General features: G+C 71.0%; 15 protein-coding genes. 4 read left to right on the top strand and 11 right to left on the bottom strand.

The features are described from left to right. Positions 1 to 108: 108 nt before the first annotated feature. Complete coding sequence (locus tag ACFYPM_RS30755; RefSeq protein WP_387204436.1) at positions 109 to 801, bottom strand: DedA family protein; 693 nt, start codon at positions 799 to 801, stop codon at positions 109 to 111. Between the two features lie 251 nt (positions 802 to 1,052). On the opposite strand from ACFYPM_RS30755, the gene ACFYPM_RS30760 reads away from it, so the two are divergent. Further along, complete coding sequence (locus ACFYPM_RS30760) at positions 1,053 to 3,905, top strand: aconitate hydratase (RefSeq protein WP_387204439.1); 2,853 nt, start codon at positions 1,053 to 1,055, stop codon at positions 3,903 to 3,905. A 426-nt stretch (positions 3,906 to 4,331) separates the two neighbouring features. On the opposite strand, the gene ACFYPM_RS30765 is transcribed toward ACFYPM_RS30760, so the two are convergent. Beyond that, complete coding sequence (locus ACFYPM_RS30765) at positions 4,332 to 4,763, bottom strand: hypothetical protein (protein WP_387204442.1); 432 nt, start codon at positions 4,761 to 4,763, stop codon at positions 4,332 to 4,334. Between the two features lie 114 nt (positions 4,764 to 4,877). Here ACFYPM_RS30765 and ACFYPM_RS30770 point away from each other — a divergent pair, with 114 nt between their 5' ends. Beyond that, entirely contained in the window at positions 4,878 to 5,645 is a 768-nt protein-coding gene (locus tag ACFYPM_RS30770; protein WP_387204445.1) for a Scr1 family TA system antitoxin-like transcriptional regulator, read from the top strand. After that, entirely contained in the window at positions 5,636 to 5,824 is a 189-nt protein-coding gene (locus ACFYPM_RS30775; RefSeq protein WP_387204448.1) for a DUF397 domain-containing protein, read from the top strand. Before ACFYPM_RS30770 ends, ACFYPM_RS30775 begins: the two co-directional genes overlap by 10 nt. Before the next feature lie 11 nt (positions 5,825 to 5,835). Here the strand turns inward: ACFYPM_RS30775 and ACFYPM_RS30780 are convergent, their stop codons facing one another. The 8 genes from ACFYPM_RS30780 to ACFYPM_RS30815 form a co-directional block, all read right to left on the bottom strand. Beyond that, entirely contained in the window at positions 5,836 to 6,090 is a 255-nt protein-coding gene (locus ACFYPM_RS30780) for a hypothetical protein (protein ID WP_387204451.1), read from the bottom strand. 104 nt (positions 6,091 to 6,194) lie between these two features. Next, on the bottom strand, positions 6,195 to 6,806 hold the full coding sequence (locus ACFYPM_RS30785; protein ID WP_387204454.1) for an ATP/GTP-binding protein: 612 nt from the start codon (positions 6,804 to 6,806) through the stop codon (positions 6,195 to 6,197). After that, positions 6,787 to 7,173 (bottom strand): DUF742 domain-containing protein, encoded by a 387-nt coding sequence (locus ACFYPM_RS30790; RefSeq protein WP_357248747.1) that lies wholly within the window; start codon positions 7,171 to 7,173, stop codon positions 6,787 to 6,789. The genes ACFYPM_RS30785 and ACFYPM_RS30790 overlap by 20 nt, the downstream gene beginning before the upstream one ends. Before the next feature lie 5 nt (positions 7,174 to 7,178). Then, on the bottom strand, positions 7,179 to 7,598 hold the full coding sequence (locus ACFYPM_RS30795) for a roadblock/LC7 domain-containing protein (protein WP_355032793.1): 420 nt from the start codon (positions 7,596 to 7,598) through the stop codon (positions 7,179 to 7,181). A gap of 81 nt (positions 7,599 to 7,679) precedes the next feature. Next, positions 7,680 to 10,220: a nitrate- and nitrite sensing domain-containing protein gene (locus ACFYPM_RS30800; protein ID WP_387204458.1), complete on the bottom strand. Its 2,541-nt coding sequence runs from the start codon at positions 10,218 to 10,220 to the stop codon at positions 7,680 to 7,682. Positions 10,221 to 10,324: 104 nt separating this feature from the next. Further along, positions 10,325 to 11,932, bottom strand: coding sequence for a prenyltransferase/squalene oxidase repeat-containing protein (locus ACFYPM_RS30805; protein ID WP_387204460.1), 1,608 nt, complete (start codon positions 11,930 to 11,932; stop codon positions 10,325 to 10,327). Continuing rightward, positions 11,929 to 12,831, bottom strand: a complete 903-nt coding sequence (locus ACFYPM_RS30810) for a terpene synthase family protein (RefSeq protein ID WP_387204463.1) — start codon at positions 12,829 to 12,831, stop codon at positions 11,929 to 11,931. The genes ACFYPM_RS30805 and ACFYPM_RS30810 overlap by 4 nt, the downstream gene beginning before the upstream one ends. A 4-nt stretch (positions 12,832 to 12,835) precedes the next feature. Beyond that, complete coding sequence (locus tag ACFYPM_RS30815; RefSeq protein ID WP_387204466.1) at positions 12,836 to 14,218, bottom strand: cytochrome P450; 1,383 nt, start codon at positions 14,216 to 14,218, stop codon at positions 12,836 to 12,838. 358 nt (positions 14,219 to 14,576) lie between these two features. Here ACFYPM_RS30815 and ACFYPM_RS30820 point away from each other — a divergent pair, with 358 nt between their 5' ends. Beyond that, positions 14,577 to 14,825 carry a DUF2630 family protein gene (locus ACFYPM_RS30820; RefSeq protein ID WP_387204469.1) on the top strand — a complete coding sequence of 83 codons (249 nt, stop codon included), beginning with the start codon at positions 14,577 to 14,579 and terminating at the stop codon, positions 14,823 to 14,825. Positions 14,826 to 14,866: 41 nt separating this feature from the next. On the opposite strand, the gene ACFYPM_RS30825 is transcribed toward ACFYPM_RS30820, so the two are convergent. Beyond that, positions 14,867 to 15,799 carry a serine protein kinase RIO gene (locus ACFYPM_RS30825; RefSeq protein ID WP_387204472.1) on the bottom strand — a complete coding sequence of 311 codons (933 nt, stop codon included), beginning with the start codon at positions 15,797 to 15,799 and terminating at the stop codon, positions 14,867 to 14,869. Between the last annotated feature and the right edge of the window lie 216 nt (positions 15,800 to 16,015).

Consider the following 16,015-nt stretch of genomic DNA (forward strand, 5'->3'; position numbering starts at 1 on the left):
ACCTCGCCGACTGGATCGCCACCCGCGGCTACGCCACCAGCTGACCCACAACCCGCACGCCGAAGGGCCGGACCCCACCACGGGGACCGGCCCTTCGGCGTACTCGAATCAGGGTTCCCGACCCACGCGCGCCGGCCCAGCATCCGTCACCGGCCCAGCGGCCACCGCTGGCTCACCGTCCGCCGCTGGGTCGGCTGCCTCGATGCGGTGCGCTCGTCGCCGCAGCCACCAGGTGCTGGCCAGACCGGCGAGCACCGCGAGGACCAGCCCGGCCCAGGAGATGTCCTTGAGCCAGTGCTCGGCCGCCCGGCCCACGCTGAACAACAGGTAGGTGGTGCCGAACGCCCAGACCAGCCCGCCGGCGGCGTTGGCCAGCAGGAATCGCCGGTACGGCACGCGCAGTGCCCCGGCGAGCGGGCCGGCCAGGATCCGCAGCAGCGCGACGAAGCGGCCGAAGAACACAGCCCAGACGCCGTAGCGGGCGAAGCTCTGCTCGGCTCGGACGAGTTGGGCGGGTCCGAGATGGCGGGGGAACCGCCGGCCCAGTCGGGCCAGCAGTGGTCGACCACCGCGGCGACCGACCGCGTACCCGATGGAGTCGCCGACGATCGCACCGGTGGCCGCGGCGGTGGCCACCCACTCCGGTTCCACCACGCCCGTGGCGGCGAGCAGTGCGCTGCTGACCAGGACGATCTCACCCGGCAGAGGGATGCCCATGCTCTCCACACCGATGACGCCGCCGACCAGCAGGTATACCGCGATCGGTGGCAGCGACACGAGCCAGTGCTGGACGTCGAACACGGTTGACCCCTTCTCCGACCGGGCTTCGAACCCTACCCGCGGCCAGCTGGCCCGGTGGCCCTCCGCACCCCTCGTGAGGCGTCCTAGGAGGCTAGGGGCAAGGGTGGCTGGAGGCCGACACCCGGGTTGCGCAAATAGCAAGACGGACGTACGGTTTTGTTGAGAGCGTGATCGGGCGGTAAGTGTCACCTAACCTCGGCGGTACCCCGACCGGTGCGACAGACTGCTCAGGACTACTTACGGTCGCTGGTGTGAAGGAGTACGACGTGGCGAGCCTCGACACCTTCGGTGCGAAGACCCAGCTACGCGTCGGAGACGCGAGCTACGAGATTTTCAAGATTGACAAGGTGGACGGCCACGCGCGGCTGCCGTACAGCCTGAAGATCCTGCTGGAGAACCTGCTGCGGACCGAGGACGGCGCGAACATCACCGCCGACCACATCGAGCAGCTCGGCGCGTGGGACTCCACCGCCGCCCCGAGCGTCGAGATCCAGTTCACCCCGGCGCGGGTGCTCATGCAGGACTTCACCGGCGTGCCCTGCGTGGTCGACCTGGCCACCATGCGCGAGGCCGTGCGTGACCTGGGCGGCGACGCCAGCAAGGTCAACCCCCTCGCCCCGGCCGAGCTGGTCATCGACCACTCGGTGATCGCCGACCTGTTCGGCCGCGAGGACGCGTTCGCCCGCAACGTCGAGCTGGAGTACGAGCGCAACAAGGAGCGCTACCAGTTCCTGCGCTGGGGTCAGACCGCGTTCAACGAGTTCAAGGTCGTCCCGCCGGGCACCGGCATCGTGCACCAGGTCAACATCGAGTACCTGGCCCGCACCATCATGGAGCGCGGCGGCCAGGCGTACCCGGACACCGTGGTCGGCACCGACTCGCACACCACGATGGTCAACGGCCTGGGTGTGCTGGGCTGGGGCGTCGGCGGCATCGAGGCCGAGGCCGCGATGCTCGGCCAGCCGGTCAGCATGCTGATCCCCCGGGTGGTGGGCTTCAAGCTGCACGGTGAGATGCCGGCCGGCACCACCGCCACCGACCTGGTGCTGACCATCACCGAGATGCTGCGCAAGCACGGCGTGGTCGGCAAGTTCGTCGAGTTCTACGGCCCCGGCGTGAGCGCCGTACCGCTGGCCAACCGGGCCACCATCGGCAACATGTCCCCGGAGTACGGCTCCACTGTGGCGATCTTCCCGATCGACGCGGAGACGGTCCGCTACCTGGAGCTGACCGGCCGCGACGCCACGCAGGTCGCGCTCGTCGAGGCGTACGCCAAGGAGCAGGGCCTCTGGCACGACCCGAACCACGAGCCGGACTACTCCGAGCGCCTGGAGCTGGACCTCGGCACCATCGAGCCGTCGCTCGCCGGCCCGAAGCGCCCGCAGGACCGGGTGCCGCTGGGCAGCGCCAAGACGCTGTTCCGCTCGGCGCTGACCGACTATGTGGCCGACGACTCCGCCGGCGAGCGTGACTTCAAGCCGGGCGTTCCCCGCGAGGAGCTGCCCCGCGGTGCCAACGGGCCGGCCGACGAGGCCAGCGCCGAGTCCTTCCCGGCCAGCGACCCGCCGGCCAACGACTTCAGCGACCCGGCCGACGAGCCGCGTGACCTGGAGACCGCGGCGGTCGGCGCGGGTGGCCGAGCCAGCAACCCGGTCCGGGTCACCGGTGCCGACGGCGTCGAGTACGAGTTGGACCACGGCGCCGTGGTGATCGCCGCGATCACCTCCTGCACCAACACGTCCAACCCGCAGGTGATGATCGGTGCCGCGCTGCTGGCCCGGAACGCCGTCGACAAGGGCCTGAGCCGCAAGCCGTGGGTGAAGACCACCCTGGCGCCGGGCTCGAAGGTCGTCATGGACTACTACGAGCGGGCCGGCCTCACCCCGTACCTGGACAAGCTCGGCTTCAACCTGGTCGGCTACGGCTGCACCACCTGCATCGGCAACTCGGGGCCGCTGCCCGAGGAGGTTTCCGCCGCCGTCAACGAGCACGACCTGTCGGTCGTCTCGGTGCTGTCGGGCAACCGGAACTTCGAGGGCCGGATCAACCCGGACGTCAAGATGAACTACCTGGCCTCCCCGCCGCTGGTGGTCGCGTACGCGCTCGCCGGCACCATGGACATCGACCTGGCCAACGAGCCGATCGGTGAGGACACCGAGGGCAACCCGGTCTACCTGCGGGAGATCTGGCCGAACAGCACCGAGATCCAAGACGTCATCGCCCAGGCGATCGGCGCGACCGGGTTCAGTGCCGCGTACGCCGATGTCTTCGCCGGCGACGAGCGGTGGCAGTCGCTGCCCACCCCGACCGGCGACACCTTCGCCTGGGAGAGCGACTCCACCTACGTGCGCAAGCCCCCGTACTTCGAGGGCATGCAGCAGGAGCCGAGCCCGGTCGTGGACATCGCCGGTGCGCGCGTGCTGGCGAAGCTGGGTGACTCGGTGACCACCGACCACATCTCGCCCGCCGGCGCGATCAAGGCCGACTCTCCGGCCGGCACGTACCTCGCCGAGCACGGCGTGCCGCGCCACGAGTTCAACTCGTACGGTTCCCGGCGGGGCAACCACGAGGTGATGATCCGGGGCACGTTCGCCAACATCCGGCTGCGCAACCAGCTGGTCCCCGGCGTGGAGGGTGGCTTCACCGTCAACCACCTCACCGGCGAGCAGACCTCGATCTACGACGCCTCCGTCGCCTACCAGGAGGCCGGCATCCCGCTGGTCGTGCTGGCCGGCAAGGAGTACGGTTCCGGCTCGTCGCGGGACTGGGCTGCCAAGGGCACGATGCTGCTGGGTGTGCGGGCGGTCATCGCCGAGTCGTACGAGCGGATCCACCGCTCCAATCTGATCGGCATGGGCGTGCTGCCGTTGCAGTTCCCGGTCGATGTCACCGCCGAGTCGCTCGGTCTCACCGGCACGGAGACGTTCACCATCACCGGGGTGACCGCCCTCAACGACGGGGACACCCCGCGCACCGTGCAGGTCAGCACCGACACCGGCGTGGAGTTCGACGCGGTGGTGCGGATCGACACCCCCGGTGAGGCGGACTACTACCGGCACGGCGGCATCCTGCAGTACGTGCTGCGCCGCATGATCGCCAACTGATCGCAGACGGCTGGTCGAGGGCCGCTCCCGCTTCGGTGGGGGCGGCCCTCGCCATGCAAGCCGAGGAAGGCTCGCGGTCAGAGCGCCCGGAGTCCCACGGCACGGGCGGGATGCCAGCTGGTCATGCCGGCCCGCTCCGGGTGTCCGGGAGCGCGAGGGCAGCCAGCCGTTGGTCTATCGCCGCATCCACCTGCCGCATCTCGTAGCCACGTAACCGCCGTCGCAGGCTAGCCGCCCGCAGCGCGTCTCGTGCGGCAGCCCGTGACACAGCGCTGTCAGTAGCCAGAGCCCTGTCGACTTCAGCAAAGAGACTCTCGACCTGACGCATGTCGTAACCGCGCAGAGCAAGTTCGAACGGCAATTCCATCAGGCCACCATATCGGTCGCCGGCTAGTGTCCAACAAGGATGCACGACAGGGTGATCGCTCAACGCAGGCGCAGCGCGACCGCGCGGGCCTCCTCGTCGGTGAGCGGCAGGAACCAGAGGAAACGGCGAACGATGGCGACCGGATCGGGTCCGCCCGGCCGGCCGCGCAGGTCGCGGATGGCCCGGCGGGTGATCCGGGAGAACTCGGGGATCAGGGTCGCCCGGCGAGCGAAGTCCGTCGGGGTCGCTCGCAGCGCCGGGCAGGGCCAGTCCCGTCCGCAGGCGTCGCACGTCCACAGCGGGCCGTCGGCGGTGTGCGCGACCGGCGGGCCGCACCGGGAGCGCCAGCGTGATTCGGTTACGACGTTCGGCGCGCGACCCGGGCCACGGTACGGAGGGTGCCGTGGCCCGGTCGGACGGGGCAGGCTCGGCCGGACCGGCGGTGGGCCGCCCGTCGGCTTGGGGTGGTTATGGGGCCTGTCCTCGGGCATCCTGCGCTCCCTCCACGGTGCTGTCTCCACAACACACTGCCGAGGGTTGCCAAGCGATCACAACGCGTAGAAGTATCTCCTCTCGACGTCTGGAACGTTCTGGGAGGTGCGGAGATGAATCGAGCCGTACAGGCGGCGATGGCCGAGAGGGGCCACACGGCGGACAGTCTCGCTGCGCAGATTGGTGTCGATCCGAAGACGGCCGCCAAGTGGGCGAGCACGGCACGAATTCCGCAGACGCGTCATCGCGCAAAGGTCGCCGAACTGCTCGGCCGGAACGTTGACGAGCTGTGGCCGGACGCGCTGAAGCGCCGGACACCGGCCTGGTTCCGGCCCTGGGCCGAGATCGAGCGCGAGGCACTGTCGCTGCGGTGGTTCGAACTCGCGTGGGTACCCGGCCTCTTCCAAACGAAGGCGTACGCGCTGGCGACGCTTGTCGGCGAGGCGTTGACGCCGGCCGAGGCCGACGATCTCGCCGAGGCGCGGCTGAGCCGGCAGGCCATCCTGCGCCGGGAACGCCCACTGCGAATCGTCGCGGTCCTCGACGAGGGAATTCTTCGGCGCACACTCGACGGCGACCGGGCCATGATGCGCGAGCAGTGCGAGCGGCTGGCCGAGCAGGCCACGCTGCCGAACGTGTCGCTGTTCGTCGTGCCCGCCGACGTCGGCATGTACCCGGGCCTCGGTGGGCCGTTCACCATCGCGGAGATGCCGGACGGGGGGCGGGTCGCGCACGTCGACAGCCAGGCCCAGGCGCAGCTCATCGACAAGACCGCCGACCTTGCTAGCCTGGATCGACGGTGGGAGCGCGTTCGCGATGGCGCCCTGTCGCGTGCGCAGTCCCTCAACCTCATCAGAGAAGCGGCGGCATCATGGACCTGACCGGCGCTCGGTGGCGCAAGAGCAGCAAGAGTGGCAACAACGGCGGGAACTGCGTCGAGGTGGCCGACAACCTCGCGGGCGTCATCGGCGTACGCGACTCGAAGGACCCGGCCGGTCCGACGCTCGCCTTCGACCCGGCGGCCTGGACCCGATTCCTGGCGTTGGCCAAGCGCGGCTGACCGCCACTGTCCTACCGGGCGAGTTCGGCCGCCCGGTCGAGCAGCGCACGGCGCTCGGCGGTCGAGCCCACCCCTGCCGCCGCCTCCCGGAACAGTCCGGCGGCGCGCAGCCGGTCGCCCCGGCGCGCAACCAGATCGGCCCGTACGGCCACCGCGAGCGGGTCACCGACCAACCCTCCCCCGGCGTGTGCCGCGTCGAGCAGGTCCAACCCGGCGGCCGGCCCGTACGCGTAGCCCCGCGCGACCGCACCGTTGAGCGCGATCACCGGCGAGGGGCGGATGTCGGCGAGCGCGTCATAGGCGCGAGCGATTCGCCGGCCAGTCGGTGTCGGCGGCCGAGACGGCGGTGGCGTGGCACGCGGCGATCCGGTCAGTCTCCGTTGGCGGCGCGGCGGCGAGCCTCGCGGGTCTTCATGGCGTGCTCCATCAGCGTCACGAGCACCTCCTTGCTCGACTCGCGCTGCCGGGCGTCGCAGAGCAGCACCGGTACCCCCGGGTCCAGGTTCAGCGCGGCCTGCACCTCGTCGAGCCGATACTGCCGGGCGCCCGCGAAGCAGTTCACCGCGACCACGAAGGGCGTGCCTCGGCCCTCGAAGTAGTCGATCGACGGGAAGCAGTCGGCGAGCCGGCGGGTGTCCGCCAACACCACCGCGCCGATCGCGCCCAACGCCAGCTCGTCCCAGACGAACCAGAACCGGTCCTGCCCCGGCGTGCCGAACAGGTACAGCACCAGATCGTCACTGATGGTGATCCGGCCGAAGTCCATGGCCACGGTGGTGGTGGTCTTACCCTCCACCCCGGACAGGTCGTCGATGCCGACCCCCGACTCCGTCAGCACCTCCTCGGTGCGCAACGGCCGGGTCTCGCTGACCGCACCGACCATGGTCGTCTTGCCCACGCCGAAGCCGCCAGCGACCAGGATCTTGATCGCGGTGGGCAGTGGGGTCGCTCCCGCCGGCCGGTCAGAGTGCCCGTAGTCCATTGATTACCGCCTCGAAGATGCTGTTGTCGGGAAGGCCGGCCGTGGTGTGCGGCTCGCGGACCTGCACCAGGCTGCGAGCCGCGAGGTCACCGAGGAGCACCCGGATGGTGCCCACCGGCAGGTCGAGATGGGCGGCGATCTCGGCGACGGACTGTATGCGTTGGCACAGCCCGACGATCGCCAGGTGCTCCGGGCCGAGACCGATCTCCGGTGTGACCTCGGCGCGAGTCGCGGTGACCAGGGAGATCAGGTCGAACGTGCCGGTGATCGGGCGGGCCCGTCCGCGCGTCACCGCGTACGGCCGAACGACCGGACCAGCGTGGTCATCCACCCACTGCTGGCCTGCGGACTCCCCCTGGACCGTCATCACCGCTACCTCTCGCCGGCCGGCTGCTCGGTGCGGGACGGCGACGCTACGTACTTGCCGACGCGGGTGACGAGCATCGCCATCTCGTAGGCGATCAGCCCGACGTCGGCGTCCTCACTGGCCAGCACCGCCAGGCAGGCGTTACGGCCGGCCGCGGTGACGAACAGGAACGACGACTGCATCTCGATGATCGTCTGCTGCACCTGCCCGCCACCGAAGCGTTTACCGGCGCCCCGGGCCAGGCTCTGGATGCCGGCCGCCATCGCGGCGAGGTGCTCGCCGTCGTCCCGGCTCAACCCCTGGGAGGAGGCCATCAACAGGCCGTCGGTGGAGAGCGCGACCGCGTGCTCGGCCTGCTTCACCCGGCCCACCAGGTCATCCAGCAACCACGTCAGGTCGGCACTCGAAGCCGTCTTCTGCGCCACTTCGTCGTCCTCTTCTCGCCCGGCTGTGCGCCGTTCTCGTCTCGGGTTGACCGTCACACCGCGCGGAAAACCAGCGCTTGGTCAGGTCGTTTTCGGGTCCTCGTCGGTCAGCTCGGGGGTTGACGCCGTCGAGGTGCCGGAGGTGCCGCCGAGCAGCCGCGCCGCGTCGGTCCGACCACGCCGGGTGCCGGTCTGGTACGAACTCATCATCCGGCGCACCTGCTCCGGGGGGCGGACCACATCCAGGTCGTCGTCGTCCTCGGTCGTAGCCGGGTCGTCCCGCAACTCGGGGACGATGTTCGCCTGTCGGACGCGGACGGGCAGGCCCGAGTCGGTCCGGACCGCCTCGGCCTCGGCGGTCTCGGGACCACCGTCGCTGGCCGCGTCCGGCACGTCGCGGCTCTCGGTCGACCGGTTGCCGTCGACCGCGGGCAGGCCGGTGGGCACCGTGGGGGCCTCCAGGGCTTGCAGGCCCGGGACACGCCGGGCTCGGGTGGGAAGCTCGGATTTGTCGGTGATCGAGGCGGTCCGCTGCCGGGTGGGCAGGCCGCCGCCCTCGTCGGCCACGACCTCCGGGGTCGCGGTCTCGTCCGACACCGGCGCCGGCGGGGTCACCGCTTCCGGCGTCTCGCGGGTGCTGGTCGTCGACGCGGCCACCGCGACCGGCGCGAGGATGGCGGGGCGACCACTGGTGCCGGATGGCCCCGACGGCAGCGGGATGGCCGAGCCGGAACGGATCTCGCCCGAGTCCTCGACGCCGACAGTGTCCTCGGTGACGAGCTCCAGTGGGATCAGCACGACCGCGGTGGTGCCGCCGTACGCCGATTCCTTGAGCCGCACCCGTACCCCGTGCCGCTCGGTCAGCCGGCTCACCACGTACAGCCCGAGGCGGGTGGCGTTGGCGAGGTTCAACTCGGACTGGTCGACGATGCGGTGGTTCGCCGCGGCCAGATCCTCCTCGCTCATGCCGAGGCCCCGGTCCTCGATCTCGATGGCGAACCCGTTGGCCACCACCTGGCCGCGGACCTCCACGGTGGTGTGTGGTGGGGAGAACGACAGGCCGTTCTCGATCAGCTCGGCGAGCAGGTGGATCATGTCGCCGACCGCGCGGCCGGCGAGCGAGACCCGGCCGAGCGGCAGCACGTTGACGCGTGTGTAGTCCTCCACCTCGGCCACGGCGCCGCGCACCACATCGACCATCGGGACGTTGCGCCGCCATGCCCGACCGGGGGTGGAGCCGGAGAGCACGATCAGGTTTTCCGCGTTGCGCCGCATCCGGGTGGCCAGGTGGTCGACCCGGAAGAGGTCCTCCAGTTCGTCCGCGTCGTGTTCGCGGCGCTCCATCGCGTCAAGCAGGGTGAGCTGGCGGTGCACGAGCGCCTGGGTGCGGCGGGCCAGACTGAGGAAGACCTCGCGGACGTTGCGACGCAGGTCGGCCTGCTGGACCGCGGTACGCAGGGCGGTCTCCTGGACGGCGTTGAACGCCTTGCCGACCTGGCCGATCTCGTCGGTGCCGAACTCCAGCGGAGGCGCCTCGGTGGCCACGTCGACATCCTCGCCGCGCCCGAGCCGCTCCACGACCCGCGGCAGCCGCTCGTCGGCGAGTTGCCAGGCGGCGTCGCGCAGTCGGCCCAACTGACGCAGCAGAGTCCGCGCCGTGGTGATCGAAACGACGATGGAGGCGATGACGGCGAGCAGACCCAGACCGGTGGCGAGCACCAGCCGGACGACGACCCAGATCGCCACCGGGGTGGCCCGCTTCACCAGCGCGTCCCCACCGGCGAGGACGACGGACTCCTGCTCCTGGAGGGCGGGAACCATCGCGGCCTGCCAGTCATCGGCCTCGACCGGCAGCGGCGCGTTCGGACGCCCGCTGATGATCATGCGGTCCTCGACGGCGCGGAGTCGGGTGAAGGACTGACCCTCGGTCATCGTGACGTACCGTTGCCGGTCCGCGCCGGGCAACTCGGCCATGGCCTCGGCGACGAGGAACCGTTGCGCGCCAACCAGGTGCGCGAACTGGGCGTACTCCGGGGCACTGATCCGACCGGCGGCCGCCATGCCGGCGAAGAGGGCGTCCTCCTGCGACATCAACTCCCGCACCCGCACCAACTGGGTGAGGGTGACGGTGTCCTTGGCAATCTGCGGATCGTCGAGCTGACCCAGGGCCGCGTACACCCGGAAGAGCGCATCAAGAACCCCGGTGTACGCGGCGGCCGCGGTCGCACGGTCCACCGAGCCGGCGACGACGGCCTCACGCATCGGACCGAGCGCGTCCAGCCGAGCGGACACCTCGTCGATCCGCGAGTTCAGTTCGTCGCTCGACGCGAGGCCCGCGCGCCAGTTACGGGCCGCCTTGGTGAATGCCGCAGCCCCCCCGTCGGTGCGCTGCTGCTGGCCCTGCAACTGCTGCGCCAGCTCCGGGTTGCGCCGCCCGAGATAGGCCACCGACATCCGACGCTCCTGCTGGAGCTCGCTGCGCAGTGTCTCACTGGGCTCGGCGACCTGCGCGTCGAGCGTCTGCACACCCAGCACGTTGAGACCATCGCGCAGGGTCACCCAGGCCGCGAACGCCCAGAGCGCGGCGAGCGAGACCAGAAGGGCCACAACCTTGGTGCGCAAACTTGCACTGCGGGAAGCCATCCCACCCGTCCCTCGCCCGTTTCGTTTGGCTGAATGAGCCCAGCCCCCGGCCCGGCGCACGCTAGCAGTGTCCGGAATTTGACTCAAGCGATGCAGACCAGCGGCTCTCCGTGGTCGACAGAGACACTCAGCCTCGCCGTGGCCGATGCCCGGGCGGCAGCCACTGCCGCTCGTACGATCAGTGTTGGATGGTATAGATCCTTGTCATGCCACAGTGGAACGGACCCGTCCGCATCCTGCATTGTGGACAGACGGCGCGCGGCAACCGCCACCGCGGCGTCCACCCGGGGCGACGGTGACCCCGCCAGCACCACGAGCAGACCGTAGGCGGTCTCCTCCGCCGTGCCGCGCCATCGCCCCCAGGAACCATCCGCCCGTTGGCTGTCGAGCACCCAGGCGACGGCGCGCTCCACGGCCGGACGGGCCGCCGGACCGCCGTGCTCCCGCAGCGCGAGCACGACGCACGAGGTGGCGTAGTACGGCGAGGCGTGCCACCGGTCCCACCACTGTCCGTCGGCCTCCTGCCGGTCGATCAGCCAGTCGGTGAGCCGGCGCGACACCGCGGCCGCGGCGGGAACGTCGTCGCCGAGGCACCGACCGATGGCCTCCAGCACGTGGGCGTTGGTGGTCACCGACGAGCCGTCCTCACCCTGCCAGGTGCAGAAGTGCTCCCCCGTGTCGTACCGGGTCAGGCAGGCCGGGTCGGTCGGGTGACCCAGGAGAGCTAACGTGTAGAGGGTCACCGCGGTCGTGTCGGCGTCCATGGGCAGACCCGGCCCCGTGGCCGCGCCCTCCGGCCCGAGCGCGTCGTGCAGCTCGGCGGCCAGTTCGGGTGGCACCACCGGGCGTACGCCAGCCCGCGCCAGCGTGCTCAGCACCCAGGCGCGTTCGAACACGGTGATCGGGGTGGCACACGGCACCGCGCCGTCGTACTCCGTGAGCGTGCCGGTCAGGTAGCCCATCGCGGCGGGTTGCGTCTCGTCCGGGCCACCGAGCCAGACGGCAGTGGCAGCCGGGGAGGCACCGACCGCTCCCGCGGTGGTGGCAATGACACCGGTCAGACGACACGCCGCCGGGCCGAGGATCTCCAACGCGTGCAACAGCTTGGGCGGCATCGGCCGGCCGGACGCGGCGAGCGCGCGTACCCGGTCGAGCCGTCGCCGGTCCATGCCGACGGGCATCGGCGGCCGACCGACGCCGCGCCAACCGGCCAACCGCGTGGGCGGGTCGACGAGGTGGTCGGCGATCCGGTCGACAAGCGCCGGCACGATCAGGTCCACGGCCGGCAGGTCCGGCACGGGACAGGTCGCCGGACTGGCAACCCGGTCGAACAACAGCCGTAGCGCACGGTCGACGGCGTCGTACACGGCATCGGGGGACCAACCTGCCGGCTCGTCGCGCGACGACACGGCGAGCAACCCCTCGACGGCGCTCAGGGTGGGCACCAGGGCGTAGCCGTCCGGCCCACCCCAGCCGCCGTCCGGGCTCTGTGCGGCCAGCAGGTACCGGATCCGGTCGGCGTGTCTCGTCAGCCACGGGGCCAGGGAGACCAGCCGGGCGGTTTCGTACGGCGAAGCGGAGGTGCGGCCGGACGGACGCCGCGACAACTCCGCGATCAGCTCGTCCACGACGGACGTCGACCCGGGGGCGGGCGCCGCGACGGCGTCCCGGGCCAGCGCCTCGGTGCTCACGAGACGCCCCAGAAGTCGGTGCTCCGGTAGAAACCGGTGGTGTAGCCGAGCTGTCGGGTCAGGTAGGTGGCCTCCCTCGGGCAGTCGGCACGCAACTCGCCGATCAGGTCGATCGCCTGCCCGACCAGGCGCGTCAATTCCTGCTCCACCACCGACCGGTCATCCACCAGCATGATCGCGTTCAGGTCGCCCCAGCGGAGATCCCGCTCGTACGTGCTCAGGTCGTTGACCAGCCGCAGGGCGCGCTGCACCGCGTCACTGGCGACCACCAGCCGGTCCAGCCCAGCGGGCGTGTCCGCCCCGCCCGTCCGGACGAAGTGCGCGACGTTGACGACTGTGCACGCCAGGTTGTCGGCGTTGCCCAGGTATTCGACGAGGGTGGGCGGCGGCTGGAGACGGTCGCGTACTCCCGTTTTCCAGTGCCACTCCCGCCGCATCGCCTCCAGGGTCCGGTCGACCGCCGCCAGCCACGCCCCGCCCAGCGTGGCGAACGCCGGCACGGCAGCCAGGTCGGCGCGGAAATCGGCGAGGAACTGGGCCAACGGGTCGTTCGTCGCCGCGGGCGCACCGTCGGCGGCGGCGAGCTGCCCCTGGACCAGCCGGTCGAGTTCGGCGGCGGAGGTGGCCAGCCGGTCCACCTGCCAGTCCAGTGCGAACCCCCAGAGCACCGCCCGGTTGGTCAGTCGCAGCTCGGCGGCGTCACACCAGGGTGCGCTGAACGCGATGGCCAGCGCGATGCTGCTGGTCAGGGTGGCGTCGAACGGCCCGTCGGCGAAGACGGCAGGGTGGGCCGCCAGGCAGCGCTGCAGGTCACGTTGGCCCTGCGCGGCGAGGGCGCAGACGCGCCCGTGGTCGGCGGCCTGCCGCAGTTCGTCGCCGACCGCTAGGAGCTGTGCCACTCCGCTACGCCACGGCCGGTTGCCGGTGTGGGGTGAGCAGCAACGGCACCCGCTCCTTGGGTCGCAGCGACGCGGCGAGCTGCGGCGTCGGCATCCCGGGCGTGCAGAGCCGGTACCGGAATCGGCTGAGCAGAGTCGCCACGATCAGCGGCGCCTCGAGCTGGAAGAGGTACTGGCCGATGCACTGGTGGGCGCCGCCGCCGAACGGGTAGTACGCGTACCGGTGCGCGCGCCGGGGGGCGTCGGGGGCGAAGCGTTCCGGGTCGAAGACCGCCGGCCGGTCCCAGAAGCGGGCCAACCGTTGGGTCACGTACGGGCTCAGGACGATGGTGCCGCCGGCCTTGATCTGGGTGCCGCCGATGACGTCGTCGGTGATCGCGGTCCGGGGCACCAGCCAGCCCGACGGGTAGGCGCGAACCAGTTCGTCCAGCACCATCCGCGTGTAGCGCAACTCGCCGAGCTGCTCGCGACCGATCACCTCGCCGGGGCCGACCACCCGATCGATCTCCTCGTAGAGCCGCGCGGCGACGTCCGGCAGTTGCTCCAGCAGCGGGAAGAGCCAGGTGAGCACGACGTAGGTGGTCTCGGTGGTGGTCGCGAACATCGACACCAGATCGTCGCGGACCCGCTGCTCGTCGAGCTTGTGGCCCTGGTCGTCCCGCGCCCGGGCGAGCGAGGCGACGATGTCGTCGCCCCCGTCGTCGCGGGCTCGCTCGGCGCGGACCAGGGGCAGCAGGATGTCGTCGATGTTCTGCACGGCCCGCCGGAAGGCGCGGTCGCCGGGCATCGGCACGCTGTCCGGCATGAACGGGGTGAGCAGCCGGAAGCGCAGCGCGGTCGCCACGGTGTCCTGTTCCGCGACGACCCGCACACCGTCGGCGACGGGGATCTTGTTGCCGAAGAAGACCCGGATGACCGCCTTGCAGATGATCCTGGAGATCTCGCTGGCCGCGTCGACCGGTTCGCCGGTGCGCGCCGGGACGGCCAACTCGTCGACCGCGTCGCTGATCGCCCGGCTCAGGTCGTCCACTGCCACGTCGATCCGCTTGGCGGTGAAGTGTGGCTGGAGTCGGCGGCGACTCGCCTCCCAGTGCGGGCCCTCGGAGAGGATCCCCTCACCGGCGAGCTTCTTGACCGACTTCCACATCATGCTGTCGCCGGCCCGGGTGTAGTTGGCGGCATTGTCGCGCAGCACATGCTGGACGTGGGCGGGCTCGGCGACCAGGTACGGGCGGATCGTGCCCAGGTTGAGCTGGACGATCTGCCCGGGCGACGCGTCGGCGAGCCCGACCAGCGTGCCCAGTGGGTCACGAAGCAACCCGGGCAGCGTGCGTCGCAGGGTGGCGACGTGTGGTGCGCGGGGTGCGGGGACGGTCGAGTCAGTCATTTCTCACCTGCGCGGATCCGGCCTGTCGGTGGCACTGCGGGTCGCGCGGCGTCCTGCCTCGGCTAGGGCGAATGACCATGCGAGTGAGCATCGCATTGACGAAACCGCTTCACCAGGACGCCGACCGCGAAGGTTCCTCGCCCCGGCGGGCGCCACCCACCCCCGACCCGGGCCGTCCCGGACGATCCCGCAGCTAGCACCTCCGCACGACCAAAGTGTCACCTCACGTGAACTGAGCGTGAAAATTGCCACATTGACGCGTCGCTGTTGGTGTGGTGGGGGTTACCGATCGTGGTGCGGCACCCCGCAGGGATACGAATCCGGGCGCGTCGGGAGGGGCTGTGCCAGGCTCAGGAGCATGGACGACAAGACCATCCTGAACCGGATCACCGAGCTGGTCGACGAGGAACACAAGCTGCGGGCGGACGCCCAGGCCCACGAGTCGGGCACCGAGGGCGAGACCAGCGAACGGCTGCGCGCCCTGGAGGAGTCCCTCGACCAGTGTTGGGACCTCCTGCGCCGCAGGCGGGCCGCCCGGGACACCCACGGTGACCCGGACACACAGGGCGAACGACCCAAGCCCGAGGTGGAGCGCTACCTCCAGTAACCCCGGCGGGTCGGGCGGCCCGGCCGCCCGACCCGCTCCGATCAGCGCATGCCCGCCTCGTGCAGCAGCTCACCTGTCAACGTGCCGGGGTCGACCTGCTCGGCAGGCAGACCACGGGCCGCGAACCAGGTGCTGACCACCCGCACGTCCCGGGCCAGGAACTCCGGCCCCTGCGGGTTCGCCACCACGTCGACCACCTGCGGCAGGTCGATCACCACCAGGCGGCCCCGGTGCACGAGCAGGTTGTACGGCGACAGGTCGCCATGCGCGTAGCCGGCGCGGGCAAGCACCCGCAGCGCCTCCACCAACTGGCCCCACAGGTCGCGCAGTTCGGCCGGATCGGGTCGAAGTTGTGCCAGCCGGGGCGCCGCCTCCCCCGACTCGGCGTCACCGACGAACTCCAGCATCAGCTCGGTGCCCCGCAGCTGCACCGGGTACGGCACGGCGATCCGGTCGTTCCCGGCGCTGATCTCCCAGAGCCGGGCCAGCGCGGCGAACTCGGCGGCGGCCCACTGCCCGGCGATCATCTGCCGGCCGAACGCCGTCCGGCTGGCCATGGCCCGGTTCTCCCGGGAGCGGCGCACCCGGCGGCCCTCCAGATAACCGGCGTCCCGGTGGAACAGGCGGTGCTCAGGCTCGCGGTAGCGCTTGACCGCCAACAGGCAGAACCTGTCGGTGTCGGGTACGGCCCGGCGGACGAGGTGGACGTCCGCCTCCTTGCCGGTCTTCAGCACACCCAACTCGGTGTCCTTGGCGGCCAGCTCGGTGATCAGCCAGCCCGGGTGCGGCTGGGGTCCATGGACGGCGTCGTCCCAGGACGACCAGCGCTCGCCGGTGTCCGGGTCAGGGGCGCTGTCCGGGTCCGCGGGCGGCTCGGTGTGCCGCCCGCGCTTCAGAAACTGCGGTTCGTCGTCGTCGAAGCGGCTCTTGCCGCGGCTCCGGCGCTCCAGCGCCGGAAGGTCGTGATCGCGCACTGTGGTGAGGTTCCCTTGGTCGAGGCTGAAGAAGGCAGCTGACAGCGAAAGGCGACGACGGCCATGGCCGACCTCCTTCTCTCTCGACCGGGCACACACGCCCGGGATGCACCATGCGCCGACAATGCTCGCCGCGACGCGTCCAACGGTCAACCGAATTACGGGCCGCGCGGGGCGGGCGGGCGGGTGGGGCGGGCCGCGCGGGGTCGGCGCGGG

Origin of the sequence: Micromonospora sp. NPDC005203, assembly GCF_042872705.1 — a bacterium.
GTDB lineage: Bacteria > Actinomycetota > Actinomycetes > Mycobacteriales > Micromonosporaceae > Micromonospora.